The organism is Mycobacteroides chelonae (assembly GCF_016767715.1).
Classification (GTDB): Bacteria; Actinomycetota; Actinomycetes; order Mycobacteriales; family Mycobacteriaceae; genus Mycobacterium; species Mycobacterium gwanakae.
Map to the genome: position 1 here is coordinate 4,206,206 of NZ_CP050145.1, position 16,420 is coordinate 4,222,625.

Here is a 16,420-nt window from a genome sequence, read left to right on the forward strand (position 1 = left end):
ATGTGGCGATAACCGTGGCAAGTAAAACGCAGCCTGCGGCTATCAAGACTGATGGTCGCAAGCGCCGCTGGCATAAGCACAAGGTCGAACGACGTACCGAGCTCGTGGATGGCACTCTCGATGCCATCAGGCACCGGGGGCGCGATATCAGCATGGACGAGATCGCCTCCGACATCGGCGTCTCCAAGACGGTGCTCTACCGGTACTTCGTTGACAAGAACGACCTGACAACCGCAGTGATGACCCGGTTCGCGCAGACCACGCTCATCCCCAAGATGGCTACGGCCCTGACTGCCCGCCTCGACGGCTACGACCTGACCCGGACCGTGATCAAGGTGTATGTCGAGACCGTGGCCGCCGAGCCGGAGATCTATCCGTTCGTCATGGCCAACAGCTCCACCAGCCGCAGCAAGGCCATCGCCGACTCCGAACGCATCATCGCGCGCATGCTCGCCCTGTCACTGCGTCGCCAGATGTCTGAAGCGTCGATGGACACCCACGGCGTGGAGCCATGGGCGTACATGATCGTGGGCGGTGTCCAATTGGCCACTCACTCCTGGATGTCGCACCCGCGGATGAGCTCCGATGAGCTCATCGACTACCTGACGATGATCTCCTGGAACGCGGTGCTGGGCATCGTGGGTGTGGGGGGATCTCGCGAGACGTTTGTCGGCATGCCCCATCCGTCACCGGTTCCTCCCGCGCTACAAACGCGTCAAACCCACCCGGCGTAACCGACCTCGCTAGGGTCACAGGGCATGACCCTCAAGATCGACACGTCCGCTCTGCGCTACCGGCCCGGCCTGAATTTCGCCGATGTCGATACCCGTTCGACACCGGGGTTCGATGGGGCGCGAGAGGACGGCGAGGCCCTGCAGGCGGAGCTGTCCGAACGCCTGGGGCTGCTGCAAGAGATGCTGTACGCCAACGGGCGCAGCGGAGACCATCGCTCGGTGCTGCTGGTCCTGCAGGGCATGGACACCTCCGGCAAGGGAGGCATCGTCAAACATGTTGTCGGGCAAGTTGATCCGCAGGGAATTGAACATGCGAGCTTCGGGGTGCCCACCGAGGAAGAGCGTAAGCACCACTACCTGTGGCGGATTCGCAACGCGCTGCCCGCGGGTGGGCAGCTTGGGGTCTTCGACCGTTCGCACTATGAGGACGTCTTAGTGGTGCGGGTCCACGACCTGGTGCCTCCAACGGTCTGGGGCGCCCGCTACGACGAGATCAACGCCTTCGAGAAAGAGCTGACGGAGGCCGGCACGACGATCCTCAAGGTGGCACTGGTGGTATCGCTCGACGAACAGAAGAAACGCCTAGCCGAGCGCCTGGACCGGCCAGACAAGTACTGGAAGTTCAATCCCAACGACATCGACGAGCGCGCGTTCTGGCCCGCCTACCAGGAGGCCTATCAAGCGGTGCTGGAGCAGACCAGCACCGAGTACGCGCCCTGGCACGTCATTCCCTGCGACCGCAAGTGGTTCAGCAGGCTCGCGGTGACCGCACTTCTCGACGAAACACTCGATAGCCTAAATCTCTCGTGGCCGCCCGCTGATTTCGACATTGAGGAACAGAAACGCCGCCTCGCGCAAGCGTGAGACGGCGTTGACCTGTTAAGTCTCGCTATTTGACGAGGGTGAACTGACCGACGTTGGTGATACCGCGACGGAAGAAGTCCGCGCAACCGGTCAGGTACCGCATGAAGCGGTCGTAAACCTCTTGAGACTGAATCCTGATGGCTTCCTCGCGGCGCTGTTCAAGATTCTGCGCCCAGATATCCAAGGTCTTGGCATAGTGCGGCTGCAGCAAATGCACGCGCTCCAAGTTGAACCCGGAGCCAGCAGCTAGCTTCTCGATATCCTCAACGGCCGGCAACTGCCCGCCAGGGAAGATCTCCTCGCCGATGAATTTCATGAATTTCAGGTCACTAATGGTGAGCGGAATTCCATTTTCCCGGAAGAATTTCTGGGTGTGGGCCAGAATCGTATGCAGAAGCATTCGACCATCACTGGGAAGAATGTCATATGCGCGTTCGAAGAAGATCGGGTAACGCTCTTGCTTGAATGCCTCGAATGCACCGATCGTCACAATTCGATCGACTTTATCGTTGAATTCTTCCCAACCCTGCATGCGAATTTCCGCGGTGCGGCCGGTTTCCGCGGCGACCTTCGCCAGACGCGTGCGGCTGTACTCGCTCTGGTTCTTGCTCAGCGTGATACCGACGACGTTGACGTCAAACTTACGCATGGCGCGCTCCAGGCAGGCACCCCAGCCACAGCCGATGTCCAGCAGCGTCATCCCAGGCTCAAGGTTGAGCTTGCCCAGCGCCAGGTCGAACTTGGCCAGCTGCGCCTCGGCGAGAGTCAGGTCGTCGCGCTCGAAGTACGCACAGGTATAGCCCATGGTTTCTTCGTCAAGGAAAAGGCCATAAAATTCGTCCGAAATGTCGTATATGGACTGAGATTCCTCGTAGTACGGCTTCAGATCGGACATTTACTACAGCACCTAATTCCCATCACATTTTGGCTACTCTGTACTGGACGGCACCCTAGCATGGTCAACTGTGCCTACCTCTTAGGAACGGCCACCGGCCAGTCCAACTGCCTCAACAGCGCCCGGGCCGCCCCCTCTACCAGTTGAGCATCCTCTGTGACCCCCAGAACGCGCAAGGTCGCGTCCGCCAACGCCTCCGGAGAGATCGAATCACCGTCGGCACGAAGCATGATTACCGACTCGACGAGCCGGAAAGGTAGCCGCTCCACCCCATCACGGATCATGTCCGCGCGGCCGGCCGCCGCCGCCAGATCCTGATAGTGCATGCGGAGCTGGTCCCGCTTGCCCCGGAACACCGCGAATCGGTCGGTACGCAGATCGGGTAGTAGATAGAGCGCACCCAGGTTCCATCGGCTCGCCGCCAGCTGGGCGGCATCGGCCAGCGCCAGCGCGTACAGACGCACGACCGGCGGCTCCGGACGGTCGGCAATCAGTCCCGCGTAGTGCAGGGGCTGGTCGATCGTCATCGCCAGCAGCGCATCGAGGATGTCGTCCTTGGTCTTGAAGTGGTAATACAGCGAGGCCTGCTGCACGCCCACCGACTCGGCGATGCGCCGGGTGGTGGTTGCCGCGAACCCATCGGTGGTGAACAACTCGGCCGAGGCGTCGAGAATCTCGTCGCGGGTGGTTTTTCCCTCGCGAATAGGACTAGTGCGCCGCGGTCGTCCTGACATTGTGCCGACCCTTCCATGTACCGCTCGGCAACGCCTTCATTCCATCGGGTGGTGAGCGTTTCGTCATCGCTGCGACATCTGTGAAACGACAATGTTACACCGCGCCCACGTTCCGAAACGGCACTGTCACCCATGCGTACCGGGCGCCCGTCAGACTTACTTACCTATCGCATGACAGATATTTCTTCCCACATAGACGTGGGTTTTCCAACCCACACAGGGCGCATAAACGGTGCCCGAGGACCGACTTGGGAGTGCCCATGAACGCCCCGACGGCCACCGAATCCGCGGCCCGGTCCGCGGCGAGCATCGCCGGCTCCGACTCCGACGACCTTGCCGCATTCGGCTACAAACCTCAGCTACACCGAAGCCTTGGCAAATTCGCATCCTTCGCAGCCGGATTCTCGTTCGTCTCGATCTTGACGACGATCTTCCAGCTGTTCGCATTCGGGTTCAGCTTCGGCGGCCCGGCCTTCTTCTGGACCTGGCCGATCGTCTTCGCCGGGCAGTACATGGTGGCGCTGAACTTCGCCGAACTCGCGGCGCGCTACCCCATCTCCGGGGCCATCTATCAATGGGCCCGCCGGCTCGGCGGTGCCGTGGTGGGCTGGTTCGCGGGCTGGTTCATGATCATCGCCCAGATCGTGACCGCATCCGCGGCGGCCATCGCCCTGCAGGTGGTCCTGCCGACGATCTGGAGCGGATTCCAGCTCATCGGCACCGACTCCTCGTTGACGAGTGTCAGCGGCGCCTCGAACGCGGTGTTGTTGGGATCGCTGCTTCTGGTCGCGACCACGGCAATCAACGCCGTCGGGGTCAACTGGATGTCCCGCATCAACTCCATCGGCGTCACCTGTGAGATCGTCGGCGTGGTCGCCGTGGTGGGCATGCTCTTCGCCAGCGCCGAACGCGGTCCGAGCGTGGTGCTACACACCAGCGAGGCCGGCAGCGGCTATCCGTGGGCATTCCTGGCAGCGGGACTCATGGCCGCTTATGTGCTTGTCGGATTCGGTTCGGCCAGTGAACTCGCCGAGGAAACCCGGAACCCCCGCCGGGTCGCCCCGCGCACCATCTTGTCCGCGATCGTGGTGTCGGCGATCGGCGGGGCGCTGATGATTCTGGGCGCCCTGATGGCCGCCCCCAGCCTGACCGACGGCCAGCTCGCCACCGGCGGCCTACCTTATGTATTGGACAGCAAGCTGGCCTCCCCCTTCGGCACCCTGCTGCTCGTCGACGTGGCGATCGCGGTGTTTGTCTGCACCCTGGCCATCCAGACCGCGGCCTCACGCTTGATGTTCTCGATGGCCCGCGACGGCAAGCTGCCGTTCTCCTCCGTGCTCTCGCATGTGAACCCACGAACCGGCACACCCATCGCACCAGCGGTGGTGGTCGGTGTGTGCTGTGTGTTGATCCTGGTTGTCAATTTCGGCAATGCCGCACTGTTCACGAGCCTCTGCAGCGTCTGTATCGCATTGATCTACCTCGCCTACCTGATGGTCACCACTCCGTTATTGTTGCGCCGCTTGGGCATCGGCGGCAGCAAGTGGGATGCGAATGTGGGTCAGACCGATGCCGACGGACGAAAGCTCTTCTCTCTCGGACGATTCGGGCTCCCGATTAACATCCTTGCCGTCTGCTACGGCGCCTTCATGGTGCTCAACCTGTCCTGGCCGCGCGCGGCCGTTTTCGATCCGACCGGCACACACCCCTACCTGGTGTGGATAGCTCCGATCTGTATCGCCGCGGTGCTCATCGCCGGGATCGCGGCCTATCCGCGACGTGCCGATTCCACCACCGAGGAGCTCTCCTGATGACCACCGCTACCACCAAGGGAGCGCGCGACCACGCCCGCGCACAAGCAGGCCAGATCACCGACGCGATGCCGGTGCTGCCCGCCTCGAACTGGCCCTGGCCCCCCAGCGATATCACCGCGTCGGCCCTGATTTGGGCTGAGACCGTCCCCGGCGGCCGGTACGCAGGCAAGGTGCTCGGACGCGGCACTCGACTCCGGCTCACCGACGTCACCGGCTCGGCGTGCGTGAGCGTAGCGCTGCTGCGCGCCGATGCCCCATGGGAGCGGCTCAACGTCGCCGACACCGTCAAGGTGCCGTGGCAGGCTTATCTCGGCACCGGGCATCCCCTGCTCTCGGATCAGGGCCGAGTGCTGGCCACCATCGTCGCCGACAGCTCCGGACATCACGACACCTTCTGCGGAACCAGCACGCTGACCGCGAATACCGCCAAATATGGTGCAGGCGATCTCTATTCGAAGAGCCCCGCAGGGCGTGAGCTGTTCACATTGGCCGCCGCAAAACATGGGTTGGCTCCGCGTGACATCGGTCCATCGGTGTCGTTCTTCCACGGGGTACGTGCCGAGGCCGACGGCGCACTACACAGCACCGGCACCGCTGGCGCGGGGGCGGCGGTGGATCTGCTGATCCACCTGCCGGTGATCGCCCTGCTGGTGAACACCGCCCACCCCCTCGATCCGTCGGAGACCTTCGACACCGGGCCCGTCCAGGTGCTGGCCTGGCCCGCGCTCGATGAGTTGACCAACCTGCCCAACAACGATCCGGAATACCAACGTGCGGTGCTCAACACCGAAGACGCTTGGGCCGCCGCCCGGAACGGAGGAACACTGTGACAAGCACGGTTCTCGACGAAGTCGTCCCTGCCCGTGCCCCGTGGAGCGCTGTCGTCGCCGCCGGGAACGTGCTCACGATCATCGACCTGAAGGGCAACCAGGCCGTCGACACCCTGTTGTATTGGGCAACCGACACCGCAGTGCGTTATTCGGCACAGGCGACCATCGCTGCGCAGTCAAACCTGTTCCTGCGCAGTGGAACAGTGCTGCGCGCAGAAGACGGCAGTCCGCTGATGACCATCGTGGAGGACGAAGTCGGCAGCCACGACACCATCGGTGGAGCATGCTCGCAGGAATCGAACACCCTGCGTTACGGCCACCACACCAAACACCAGCACGCGTGTGTGGAGAATTTTCTGCTGGAAGGCGCCAAGTGGGGCCTGGGTAAACGAGACCTGGTGTCCAACATCAACTTCTATATGAACGTGCCGGTGGATGAGGACGGGACACTGGGGATTGTCGACGGTCTTTCGGCACCGGGAAAGAAGATCAAACTCCGGGCCGAGGTCGACACCCTGGTGCTGGTATCGAACTGCCCGCAGATCAACAACCCGTGCAACGGATTCGATCCCACGCCGGTGCGAATGGTGGTGGAGAGCGCATGAGCACCATGACGGTCACCGCACCCGGCATGCTTACGACGGTGCAGGACTGGCCCGGACGCACCGGGTACTGGCAGGTGGGTGTGCCACCGTCCGGCCCGATGGACGACCTGTCGTTCCGGCTCGGCAACAAGGCCGTCGGCAACCCCGAGGGCGCCGCGGGACTGGAGGCGACGCTCGCCGGTCCCACCCTGCGTTTCGCCGAAGACACGCTTGTCTGCGTGACTGGCGCACCGGCACCGGTGACCCTCAACGGCACGCCGGTCCCCCAATGGCGTGCCATCACCGTTCCCGCTGGCGGCACGCTGTCGGTGGGTGCCGCGGCCGACACCGGCATGCGGATCTACGTACTGATCGCCGGCGGTATCGAGGTGCCGCACTTCCTGGGCAGCGCGGCCACCTTCACCCTCGGCGGGTTCGGCGGTCCAGCGGGACGTGCCCTGGCCGCCGGGGATGTCCTCCCGCTGGGCCACTCCGACGGCACCGAACCGCAATGCATTCCCGGTGACGCGCAACCGGCCATCGGCCATCACTGGGAGCTCGCGGTCACCGAGGGGCCACACGGCGCACCCGACTTCTTCACCCGCAGCGATATCGACGAACTGCTGTCCACCGACTACGAGGTCCACTTCAACTCCGACCGCACCGGGGTGCGCCTCATCGGCCCCAAACCTCAATGGGCGCGCACCGATGGTGGCGAGGCTGGCCTGCATCCGTCGAACATCCATGACAATGCGTATTCGATTGGCGCCCTGGACTTCACCGGCGACACCCCCATTCTGCTCGGCCCCGATGGCCCCAGTCTGGGCGGGTTCGTCTGCCCGGTCACGGTGGTTTCGGCCGACCGGTGGAAGCTGGGTCAGCTGCGCGCCGGCGATACCCTCCGGTTCGTCAGAATCGAGGCCTCCCGCAGCGCATCGCTGCGCTCGATCGGTATCGATCGGCGTGGGCACTGGCCCTCGGTGTTCTCCACTCGTGGCGACGGCGACGACGGCGTACTGGCCTACCGTCCGGCGCGTGAGGACGCACCCGATGTGACGTACCGGCGCAGCGGCGATGACAACATTCTGGTCGAATATGGCGACATCACACTGGATTTGGCCCTACGCGCGCGCGTCCACGCATTGCACCAGCGGCTCGAGGACACCCACACCAACGGCATCGTCGATCTGACTCCGGGCATCCGTTCGCTACAGGTGCACTTCGATCCCGACAGGCTGCCCATGGGCAAGGTGCTAGGGCTACTGGACGATATCGACGAGCATCTGCCCGCCTCCGACGAGCTGGTGGTGCCCAGCCGCCGGGTGGCCATGCCCCTATCGTGGGACGACCCCTCGGCCCGCGACGCCATGGAGCGCTACCGCCTGGGTGTGCGCGCGGACGCCCCGTGGATGCCATGGAACATCGAATTCATCAGGCGCATCAATGGCCTGGACACTGTCGACGATGTCTATCGCACGGTGTACGACGCGTCATATCTAGTGCTGGGTCTGGGTGATGTTTACCTGGGCGCACCCGTGGCCACCCCCGTCGATCCCCGGCATCGCCTGGTGACCACCAAGTACAACCCGGCGCGTACCTGGACCCCCGAGAACGCCGTCGGTATCGGCGGGGCGTATCTGTGCATCTACGGTATGGAGGGACCCGGCGGATATCAGCTGGTGGGGCGGACCGTACAGATCTGGAACCATCGGCACCCGGACAACGCCGGCGCGTTCGAACCCGGGACGCCGTGGCTGCTGCGGTTCTTCGACCAGATCAGCTGGTACCCGGTGAACTCCGAGGAGCTGCTCGAGCTGCGCGACGAGCTTGCCACCGGACGCGGCACCGGCGGCGTCACGATCACCGACGGTGAGTTCTCCATGGCGGAATACTCGACGTTCCTTGCCCAAAACGCGACGTCAATAGGCGAGTTCCGCGATCACCAACGCTCGGCATACGCGGCCGAGCGCGAAGCATGGAGCACTGCGGGCGAATTCGCCCGAGTCTAGCAAGTGAGCGCCCCGAACCCCTCGCTCGCGAATACCGGGGCGTGTCACTTTGCTGTCTGAATTAACCATCCCTGGCGATCTTGGTCAAGAGAAATGGGCACACCGACATTTCCAGGGGCCGAGAGCGACGCTGTCGCCAAACACGGCGAGGGCGCACCGTTCGCACACAATCGGGCTGAGATCTGTGCGTACGGTGCGCCCTCGCGCTGTGGGGTGGCTTACTTAGCCTTGTATTCGTAGAACCCGACGCCACTCTTCTTGCCAAGGCGCCCGGCCTCGACCATCCGGAGCAACAGCGGCGGAGCCGCATACAGCGGCTCCTTGTACTCGTCGTACATCGAATCGGCGATGAGCTTGAGGGTGTCCAGGCCCACCAGGTCCGAAAGGCGCAGCGGTCCCATCGGGTGCGAGAGCCCCGCCACGACCGCCTTGTCGATGTCTTCGACTGTGGCAAAACCAGATTCGGCCATCCGGATGGCCGCCAACAGGTAGGGAACCAGCAGGAAGTTGACCACGAAACCGGAGCGATCGGCGGCACGGACAACCTGCTTACCCAGCACCTCGCTGGCGAAGGCCTCGGTGCGCGCGGCTGCCTCGGGCGTGGTCACCAGCGTCGAGATGAGCTCGACGAGCGGCAGGACCGGCACCGGGTTGAAGAAGTGCAGCCCCAGCACGCGGCCTGGATTCTTGGTCGCCGCAGCGATCTTCATGATCGGGATGCTGGAGGTGTTCGACGCGAGAACCGCATCGGGATCGGTGATCACCTCGTCGAGCTTGGCGAAGATCGAGGATTTGATGGACTCGTCCTCGATGACCGCTTCGATGACCAGCTGACGATCAGAGAAGTCGGCCAGATCGGTGGTGAACTTCAGGTTGGCGACGGCGGCATCGCGCTCACGCTCGGTGATCTTCCCCGCGGAGACACCGCGGTCCAGCGACTTGGTGATGCGGTCGCGACCGGCAGTCGTCAGCGCCTCGGTGGTCTCGAACACCAGGACGTCGACACCGGCACGTGCCGATACCTCGGCGATACCCGCGCCCATCTGTCCGGCGCCGATAACTCCTACGCGCGTGATTCCATCCGTCATCTTCGTGCTACTCCCTGAACATCGTTGTTAGTTTTGACTTTCCAGCACACAGGCCCCGCCCAACGGGATACGTGGGCGGGGCCTGTGCTGTCAACTCAGTGGGTCACACCGAGAGTCTTGACGTGGGCGCATTGCCCGGCTAGAGCTCGGCTCTGCTTAGTGGAACTGACCCTCTTCGGTCGAGCCCTTCAGCGCCGCGGTCGAGGTGTTCGGGTCCACGGTGGTGGCGATCCGGTCGAAGTAGCCGGCGCCGACCTCACGCTGGTGCTTGGTGGCGGTGTAGCCACGAGCCTCAGCCGCGAACTCGCGCTCCTGCAGATCGACGTAGGCGGTCATGCCCTCGCGGGCGTAGCCGTAAGCCAGGTCGAACATCGAGTAGTTCAGGGCGTGGAAGCCGGCCAGGGTGATGAACTGGAACTTGAAGCCCATGGCACCCAGCTCCTTCTGGAACTTGGCGATGGTCGAGTCGTCCAGCGCCTGCTTCCAGTTGAAGGACGGGCTGCAGTTGTAGGACAGCAGCTGGTCCGGGAAGTCGGCCTTGACGGCCTCGGCGAACTTGCGGGCGACCTCCAGGTCCGGCACACCGGTCTCCATCCAGATGAGGTCGGCGTAGGGAGCGTAGGCCTTGGCACGCGCGATACAGGGCTCGATGCCCTTCTGCACGTTGTAGAAGCCCTCGGAGGTGCGCTCACCGGTGACGAACGGCTTGTCGCGGTCGTCCACATCGGAGGTGATGAGGGTGGCGGCCTCGGCGTCGGTACGGGCGATGACGACGGTCGGGGTGTTGGCGACGTCAGCGGCCAGGCGCGCGGAGGTCAGGGTGCGGATGTGCTGCTGGGTGGGGATCAGCACCTTGCCACCGAGGTGGCCGCACTTCTTCTCCGAGGCCAGCTGGTCCTCCCAGTGGGTACCGGCGGCACCCGCGGCGATCATGGCCTTCTGCAGCTCGTAGACGTTCAGGGCGCCACCGAAACCGGCTTCACCGTCGGCGACGATCGGCACCAACCAGTTGTCGACGCTGGTGTCACCCTCGACGCGGGCGATCTCGTCGGCACGCAGCAGGGCGTTGTTGATGCGGCGAACCACGGCCGGCACCGAGTTGGCCGGGTACAGGCTCTGGTCTGGGTAGGTGTGGCCGGAGAGGTTGGCGTCACCGGCAACCTGCCAACCCGACAGGTAGATGGCCTTGAGGCCGGCACGGACCTGCTGCACGGCCATGTTGCCAGTCAGCGCGCCCAGCGCGTTGATGTACGAGTCGTCGTCCTTGGTGACGGCGTCCCACAGGATTTCCGCGCCACGGCGGGCCAGGGTGTTCTCCTCGACGACGCTGCCCTGCAGCTCTTCGACCTGGGCGGCGGTGTAGTCGCGGGTGATGCCCTTCCAGCGGGGGTTGGTGTCCCAGTCCTGCTGGATTTCGGCCGCGGTGCGCGGCTTGCCGACATTCGACATTGGTGCTCCTCTGTTACTTGCCCTGGCGTTTGGCTGTCGCAGACAGATTGTTAACGCCCAGGCACGTTCACTGCGTTGACTGTTACGACGATGTCACAGACCATATGCGCAGGTCCACCCGTTCCCAATGCCAATTTTCGCTAGGTATTAACGGGCTTTTGCTAACCTTGCGAAGCGGCTAATCGTACGCCCGTACTGTTGCTACCGATCGGTAACCAACAATCCCCTGTTCAGAACGCTCGTACTGTTAAACCGTCGACACCGCGTCTAGTTATCGAGCGAATATCGATGCGAGAGCCTTCACTTCGTCGCCAACGACATATGTGAGCGTTGTAACACTGCGACCGGGGACGCCAAGCTCGGTTCCGTCCTCGTAGACGTTGGTGATGATCTCGAGCTTGTCTCCCAGCGAAACCGCGGAGTCGTGTTCGAGGCTCACCCGATAGGGGCCCGACAGCAGCTCCGGATTCCGCGAGAGGTGATCCTCGACGATGCTCCAGTAAACGGAGTTATTCATGTGGTCGAACAGGTCCATATCGGTGAAGCGCACCGGGAAGTCCCGGACATCGGTCGCCGTCTCACGGTTACCGGGCTTGTTGTAGGGCTTCCACCGCAACCGGTCCACCTCCGTGGTGGACGCGACAGTGGCCAGGAAGTCGTCTTCGATACGCGCCGGACCCTGGGTCTCGCGGCTGACGTGAATCCAGAACGCCTCGGACTCGATAAGGCCGCCCGCTCTGCCATCCACCCGCACCCGCATTTGGCACCACCGATTAGAAGTGGCCGAACACCAGCGGCGCAGCCATAGCTCCTCCCTGAACTCAATCGGCTTGATCACGTCGATCATGGTGCGGCGGACTATCCAGTGCGGGTGGCTGTCCTCGGCCTCCACGCCCCGCAGGTGATCTTGGCCGATGTCCTGGATATGCCGAGCGGCCCCGTCCAGCCGTAGACGCCCGCCGGAGTCGACGTCGGCGATGCGAACGGGCCAACGCCCCTCGTAGACGTGAGGATGCGCGTGCGGAACGGGCATCATGTCCTTGTCGAGGCCGGTGCTGGCTTCCACGCTCACGGTTCGGTCCTTTCGCGAGGTCACGCCGGCTCCCGGCACGACGGAGACTGCGTCAACCGCGCATTCTTCGCAATCCATGGTCCCACAACCGAAACCGGCCAAAAATCGACAGCGTGTTGCGGCGTATTCGATTAAGGGCCAGTTGATCTCGCATTCTTGACGGCTCGTTCACGCAGCGTGCTCTCCGCTGGGCCATACGATCACCTGGTGGTAGCCACGCGGCCAGAACGTAACTACCGGGTCGGCCGAGGTCTTCTCACGGCCGCCGGCCTGTTGTTCGTCATCGCCATCGGCGGACTCGCGCTCACCGGACACACCCTGGTCCGATTCTCCTCCGATGAAGCGGCCGGCCCTTATCCGCTGTGGATGCCGCTGGCCTCAACCTTGACCGTGGTGCTGCTCACGCGCCTGGTACCGGCGCATCTGCCAGCGATCGACCCGCTTGCCGACATCGATCGGGGGCGCCTCATCCGTGAGGCGTGGGTACTGGCGGGAGCGGCCCTCGCATTCCCCGCCCTGATCGTCACGGCGACGACCGCGGGGATACCGCTTGATGCCGTGTACAGCTCCATCAAGGTGCTGATGTTTCTCGTGATCCCCCTGTTGGCCTTTCGGATGCTCCGCGGAGACGGCGCCAAGGCTCGATGGAGAACCCGCCTGGACCGCACCCGCACGCTGGCGCCGATCGTTCCGGTTGTCGCATGGATCGCACTCGCCCGACTCGGCCCTCTCGCGCCACCGGCCAGCGCACTGTCCGGCCTGCCCGACCCCGTCACCGTGGCGGTGGCATCGCTGATCACATTGCTGACCGCAGGCGTGCTCGAGGAGGTCTTCTACCGGGGCTTTGTACAGACCCGGCTGGAGTCGTTGGTGGGCCGCTGGCCGGCCATCGCCACCGCGTCAGTGCTCTTTGCCGCCATGCATCTCGCCTCACACGTCCACGCCACCACCTTGGCCGTGGACCTCGCGACCATCGTGGCGATTCAGGGAACGTTCGGCGTGATGCAGGGCTATCTGTGGAGCCGATACCGAAACATCTGGGCTCCGATAGCCATTCATATCGCCGTCAACCTGATCTACCTCGACATGCTCATCAGCTGACGATCGTTCCCGCACGCATAGACACATCACCGCCGCAATGACGCAGAGTCCAGCGGCGACCCGAAAAGCGTTGTCATAGTTGCCCTCCTGATCGCGCAGCCATCCCGCACCTGCTGCTGCGATGGCCGCACCGAGCTGGTGCGAGGCAAAAACCCAGCCGAACACCACGGGGGTGCGATCCCCGAAGTAACTTCGACACAGCGCGATGGTCGGTGGCACGGTGGCCACCCAATCCAGCCCATAGAAGATGATGAACACCCAGGTAGACGGCTCAGCACGCGCAGAAAGCAACGCCGGCAACAACATCAGCGATAGGCCACGCCCGAAGTAGTAGATGCCCAGCAGGACACGCGCATCGACCCGGTCGGTGAGCCATCCGGAGAACACCGTTCCCGCGACATCGAAGATCCCGATCAGCGCCAGCAGGCTTGCGGCCATGGTCGTCGGCATCCCGTGATCGTGCGCCGCGGGAATGAAGTGTGTGCCGATCAATCCGTTGGTGGTCATACCGCATATCGCGAAACTGCCTGCCAATAGCCAGAAGACCGGTTGTCGCGCTCCGATGAGCAGTCCCTCGAACGCCGCACCGAAACCACCGGATGCGGCCCCCGACTCGTCAGTGTCGGCACCGTAGGGGCCAACTTCCTTATCCGCCGGTCGGTTTCGCATGAACAGCACGACCGGCAGAACCACGGAAAGTGCCGACACAGCCACGATCACCGCGGCCCACCGCCAGCCGTAGGCGCCGGCCACCACCGCCACCAGCGGCAAGAAGATGAGCTGCCCGGTGGCGCTGGCGGCGGTCAAAACGCCGGTGACCAATCCACGGCGCGCGACGAACCACCTCGTTGCGATGGTGGCCACGAATCCCATCGAGATCGATCCGGTGCCGACGCCCACCAGCACACCCCAGAGCAGTAAAAGCTGCCAAGACGAATCCATGAACGCGCTCAGGAAGGTGCCCGTAGCGATCAACAGGAGCGCCGCCGCCAGCACCGAACGCACTCCGAACTTATCCATCAACGCGGCCGCGAATGGTGCAGTGAGCCCGAACAGCGTCATGTTGATCGACATCGCCAGCCCAATGGTGCCGTGCGACCACCCGAACTCTGCGTGCAGCGGATCCATCAGAACGCCTGGGACCGATCGGAATCCGGCCGCGGCAAGCACCGCGACAAATGCCACCGCGGCGATGGTCCAGGCAGGGTGCAGCCGGCGGCGGCTGAGGGTTTTGGAGGTTTTGGGCACCGGAGACTGCGTCATCTGCCCAGGCTGACCGATATCGGCTCGACCCACAATTGGCATAAATGCCAATAGGTGTGAAGATCATGCCATGGCACACACGGTGGCCGTCTTGATGCTCGAACCCCTGGTCGGCTTCGACGCGACCATCCCCTCGCTGATGTTCGGTCAGGCCGGTGCCGACCACTACCGGGTCATCACCTGCGGATTGTCCTGTGCCCCAGTCAAGACCACCTCGGGATACACGATCACCCCCGAGGAGGGGCCGTCTGCGTTACATCGCGCGGACACCGTCATCATCCCCGGCACCAGGTATCCGCCGGCGCGCCTTCGGGGCGAGTTGACCGAGGAACTCCGCGCCGCATTCGACACCATCCGCCCGGGCACGCGCATCGTCTCCATCTGCACCGGAGCCTTCGTGCTGGCTGCCGCGGGACTGCTTGACGGGCGCCGCGCTACCACCCATTGGCACAAGGCAGACGATTTTCGTGCCCTATATCCACGGGTGCTGCTCGATGAGGCGGTCCTGTTCGTCGACGACGGCGACGTGCTGACGTCGGCGGGGCTGGCCTCGGGAATCGACCTGTGCCTGCACATTATTCGACGAGATCACGGCACGGCGGCCGCCAACGCCGTGGCGCGGTATTGCGTGGTGCCGCCGTGGCGGGAAGGCGGCCAGGCACAGTTCATCGACCGCCCGCTTCCCGAATGCACCGGGAATTCAACGGCATCCGCTCGCAGCTGGGCACTGGAAAACCTCACCGAACCGTTGACGGTGCGGCAGCTGGCCGACCATTCCCGAATGAGCATGCGAACCTTCAATCGGCGTTTCCGCGACGAGACCGGACTCTCACCCGGTGATTGGGTGCGGCAGCAGCGCGTCGAACGCGCCCGGGCGCTCCTGGAATCGCACGATCTTGCCGTGGATGAGGTGGCGCGAAGGTCGGGCCTGGGCTCGGCCGCGAATCTGCGGCATCACCTGCGCCGCGGATTCGGCATGAGTCCCACCCACTACCGAAAGACGTTCCGGGGCAGCTAGACGATGCCTACGCCGGTAAGCACCTGCCAGACCCCGACCACCGCGAAAAGAATGAGAAGCACCAGCTGCCGGTGGGCAAGGGCCCAATTGTGAACCGGTTCCAGCACGGCTTGAGTCCTCGCCGGGGCGATCACGTAGCTGATGAGGGCCACCTCGAAAACGGCGAGCATCGCGAAGACGAACACGATGGCAGCCAGAATCTGCGTACCCATGGACGTTCCCGAGCCGACGATGATGGTGTCGACGAGGAGCACCAGCGGGGGCGGCGGCATGTATCCAATGCCGAGGACCAGGGCGACCCACAGCGCGCCGTTTTCCCAGGCGCCCTTGCCATGGTGGAAAAGACGTCGAAACTTCGACACCACAACGCTGATGGCACTTCTGATGCGGCCGACAGACTGGGGTTCGGCGGTCGGCGTCTCTGGATCGAGGACCAAAACCGATGAATCCCCGCCCCCGCCTGCGGCCACAGGCTGATTCTCTCTCTTGCGCGACCGAAGCCGCACGGCGATCACAACGGCCAGCACAATGCACAACACACCTGTGCCCAACTGGAGAGGCTTGACCGAGGAGCCCGGGTCCGCCGTCGCGAGATTCTTCGCGAAGGACGCAAAACTCGGGACGAGATGCAGTGCGAAAAGCGCGACAAGGAAGGACGGCACATTCACGATCAGTGCACCAACCCAGAAGGCCAAGAGGTTCTGCACCGGGCGAGGCCGGGAGATGACCACCAAAATCAGGCCAAGCAGCACCGGATTGAGTGACATCAAAAATGCCAACCCCAACAGTTCGCGCCACATATCGGTAACCCTACTCTGTTTGCTCGCGAATGGCAGTGCCAGCCGAAATGCGATGAATCATGCTGAATGCACTCATGAGACCGCTAGTCATTCCGGTAGTACGCAGCCCAAATAACTTAGCCATCATGAATCAACGTGCGTTACGACCCCGACCATTTCTCGCAC

14 protein-coding genes and 1 pseudogene are annotated in these 16,420 nt (G+C 63.5%); 8 read left to right on the forward strand and 7 right to left on the reverse strand.

Annotated features, from left to right (window positions below):
* Positions 1-14 precede the first annotated feature (14 nt).
* Complete coding sequence (locus HBA99_RS20860) at positions 15-734, forward strand: TetR/AcrR family transcriptional regulator (RefSeq protein WP_030096395.1); 720 nt, start codon at positions 15-17, stop codon at positions 732-734.
* Between the two features lie 24 nt (positions 735-758).
* On the forward strand, positions 759-1,598 hold the full coding sequence (locus HBA99_RS20865) for a polyphosphate kinase 2 family protein (protein ID WP_030096394.1): 840 nt from the start codon (positions 759-761) through the stop codon (positions 1,596-1,598).
* Between the two features lie 25 nt (positions 1,599-1,623).
* Here the strand turns inward: HBA99_RS20865 and HBA99_RS20870 are convergent, their stop codons facing one another.
* Together HBA99_RS20870 and HBA99_RS20875 are read right to left on the reverse strand one after the other, a co-directional pair.
* On the reverse strand, positions 1,624-2,493 hold the full coding sequence (locus HBA99_RS20870; RefSeq protein WP_070923043.1) for a cyclopropane mycolic acid synthase family methyltransferase: 870 nt from the start codon (positions 2,491-2,493) through the stop codon (positions 1,624-1,626).
* A gap of 74 nt (positions 2,494-2,567) precedes the next feature.
* Positions 2,568-3,227, reverse strand: coding sequence for a TetR/AcrR family transcriptional regulator (locus HBA99_RS20875; RefSeq protein ID WP_070952014.1), 660 nt, complete (start codon positions 3,225-3,227; stop codon positions 2,568-2,570).
* Positions 3,228-3,487: 260 nt separating this feature from the next.
* Here HBA99_RS20875 and HBA99_RS20880 point away from each other — a divergent pair, with 260 nt between their 5' ends.
* Genes HBA99_RS20880 through HBA99_RS20895 form a run of 4 tightly spaced genes read left to right on the forward strand, consistent with a single transcriptional unit; the run spans position 3,488 to position 8,464 of the window.
* On the forward strand, positions 3,488-5,038 hold the full coding sequence (locus tag HBA99_RS20880; RefSeq protein WP_070952013.1) for an amino acid permease: 1,551 nt from the start codon (positions 3,488-3,490) through the stop codon (positions 5,036-5,038).
* Positions 5,038-5,871, forward strand: coding sequence for an urea amidolyase associated protein UAAP1 (locus HBA99_RS20885; RefSeq protein WP_070952012.1), 834 nt, complete (start codon positions 5,038-5,040; stop codon positions 5,869-5,871). The genes HBA99_RS20880 and HBA99_RS20885 overlap by 1 nt, the downstream gene beginning before the upstream one ends.
* Positions 5,868-6,476 (forward strand): urea amidolyase associated protein UAAP2, encoded by a 609-nt coding sequence (locus HBA99_RS20890; RefSeq protein WP_412458118.1) that lies wholly within the window; start codon positions 5,868-5,870, stop codon positions 6,474-6,476. The genes HBA99_RS20885 and HBA99_RS20890 overlap by 4 nt, the downstream gene beginning before the upstream one ends.
* Positions 6,477-6,481: 5 nt before the next feature.
* Positions 6,482-8,464, forward strand: a complete 1,983-nt coding sequence (locus HBA99_RS20895; RefSeq protein ID WP_070933363.1) for a 5-oxoprolinase/urea amidolyase family protein — start codon at positions 6,482-6,484, stop codon at positions 8,462-8,464.
* A 218-nt stretch (positions 8,465-8,682) separates the two neighbouring features.
* Here the strand turns inward: HBA99_RS20895 and HBA99_RS20900 are convergent, their stop codons facing one another.
* The 3 genes from HBA99_RS20900 to HBA99_RS20910 form a co-directional block, all read right to left on the reverse strand.
* Positions 8,683-9,552: a 3-hydroxybutyryl-CoA dehydrogenase gene (locus HBA99_RS20900; RefSeq protein ID WP_057964368.1), complete on the reverse strand. Its 870-nt coding sequence runs from the start codon at positions 9,550-9,552 to the stop codon at positions 8,683-8,685.
* Between the two features lie 156 nt (positions 9,553-9,708).
* Positions 9,709-11,001, reverse strand: coding sequence for an isocitrate lyase (gene aceA, locus HBA99_RS20905; RefSeq protein WP_030096386.1), 1,293 nt, complete (start codon positions 10,999-11,001; stop codon positions 9,709-9,711).
* Between the two features lie 271 nt (positions 11,002-11,272).
* The gene (locus HBA99_RS20910; protein WP_070923178.1) at positions 11,273-12,037 is read right to left on the reverse strand and encodes an acyl-[acyl-carrier-protein] thioesterase; all 765 of its coding nucleotides are present in this window, start codon (positions 12,035-12,037) and stop codon (positions 11,273-11,275) included.
* Between the two features lie 651 nt (positions 12,038-12,688).
* Here HBA99_RS20910 and HBA99_RS24890 point away from each other — a divergent pair.
* Positions 12,689-13,090, forward strand: a pseudogene (locus tag HBA99_RS24890) (lysostaphin resistance A-like protein); the annotation flags it as partial.
* Here the strand turns inward: HBA99_RS24890 and HBA99_RS20920 are convergent.
* Positions 13,004-14,437, reverse strand: a complete 1,434-nt coding sequence (locus tag HBA99_RS20920; protein ID WP_234796028.1) for an MFS transporter — start codon at positions 14,435-14,437, stop codon at positions 13,004-13,006. The pseudogene HBA99_RS24890 and the gene HBA99_RS20920 sit on opposite strands and share 87 nt — an antisense overlap.
* 70 nt (positions 14,438-14,507) lie before the next feature.
* Here HBA99_RS20920 and HBA99_RS20925 point away from each other — a divergent pair, with 70 nt between their 5' ends.
* Entirely contained in the window at positions 14,508-15,455 is a 948-nt protein-coding gene (locus HBA99_RS20925; RefSeq protein WP_057969759.1) for a GlxA family transcriptional regulator, read from the forward strand.
* Here the strand turns inward: HBA99_RS20925 and HBA99_RS20930 are convergent.
* Positions 15,452-16,255, reverse strand: a complete 804-nt coding sequence (locus HBA99_RS20930; RefSeq protein ID WP_057968082.1) for a GAP family protein — start codon at positions 16,253-16,255, stop codon at positions 15,452-15,454. The genes HBA99_RS20925 and HBA99_RS20930 overlap by 4 nt on opposite strands.
* Positions 16,256-16,420 lie beyond the last annotated feature (165 nt).

Excerpts from the sequence above, each read along its gene's own strand:
- HBA99_RS20865 (WP_030096394.1), top strand. The coding sequence starts at position 759 with ATGACCCTCAAGATCGACACGTCCGCTCTGCGCTACCGGCCCGGCCTG.
- HBA99_RS20870 (WP_070923043.1), bottom strand. The coding sequence starts at position 2,493 with ATGTCCGATCTGAAGCCGTACTACGAGGAATCTCAGTCCATATACGAC.
- HBA99_RS20875 (WP_070952014.1), bottom strand. The coding sequence starts at position 3,227 with ATGTCAGGACGACCGCGGCGCACTAGTCCTATTCGCGAGGGAAAAACC.
- HBA99_RS20880 (WP_070952013.1), top strand. The coding sequence starts at position 3,488 with ATGAACGCCCCGACGGCCACCGAATCCGCGGCCCGGTCCGCGGCGAGC.
- HBA99_RS20885 (WP_070952012.1), top strand. The coding sequence starts at position 5,038 with ATGACCACCGCTACCACCAAGGGAGCGCGCGACCACGCCCGCGCACAA.
- HBA99_RS20895 (WP_070933363.1), top strand. The coding sequence starts at position 6,482 with ATGACGGTCACCGCACCCGGCATGCTTACGACGGTGCAGGACTGGCCC.
- HBA99_RS20900 (WP_057964368.1), bottom strand. The coding sequence starts at position 9,552 with ATGACGGATGGAATCACGCGCGTAGGAGTTATCGGCGCCGGACAGATG.
- aceA (WP_030096386.1), bottom strand. The coding sequence starts at position 11,001 with ATGTCGAATGTCGGCAAGCCGCGCACCGCGGCCGAAATCCAGCAGGAC.
- HBA99_RS20910 (WP_070923178.1), bottom strand. The coding sequence starts at position 12,037 with ATGATGCCCGTTCCGCACGCGCATCCTCACGTCTACGAGGGGCGTTGG.
- HBA99_RS20920 (WP_234796028.1), bottom strand. The coding sequence starts at position 14,437 with ATGACGCAGTCTCCGGTGCCCAAAACCTCCAAAACCCTCAGCCGCCGC.
- HBA99_RS20925 (WP_057969759.1), top strand. The coding sequence starts at position 14,508 with ATGGCACACACGGTGGCCGTCTTGATGCTCGAACCCCTGGTCGGCTTC.
- HBA99_RS20930 (WP_057968082.1), bottom strand. The coding sequence starts at position 16,255 with ATGTGGCGCGAACTGTTGGGGTTGGCATTTTTGATGTCACTCAATCCG.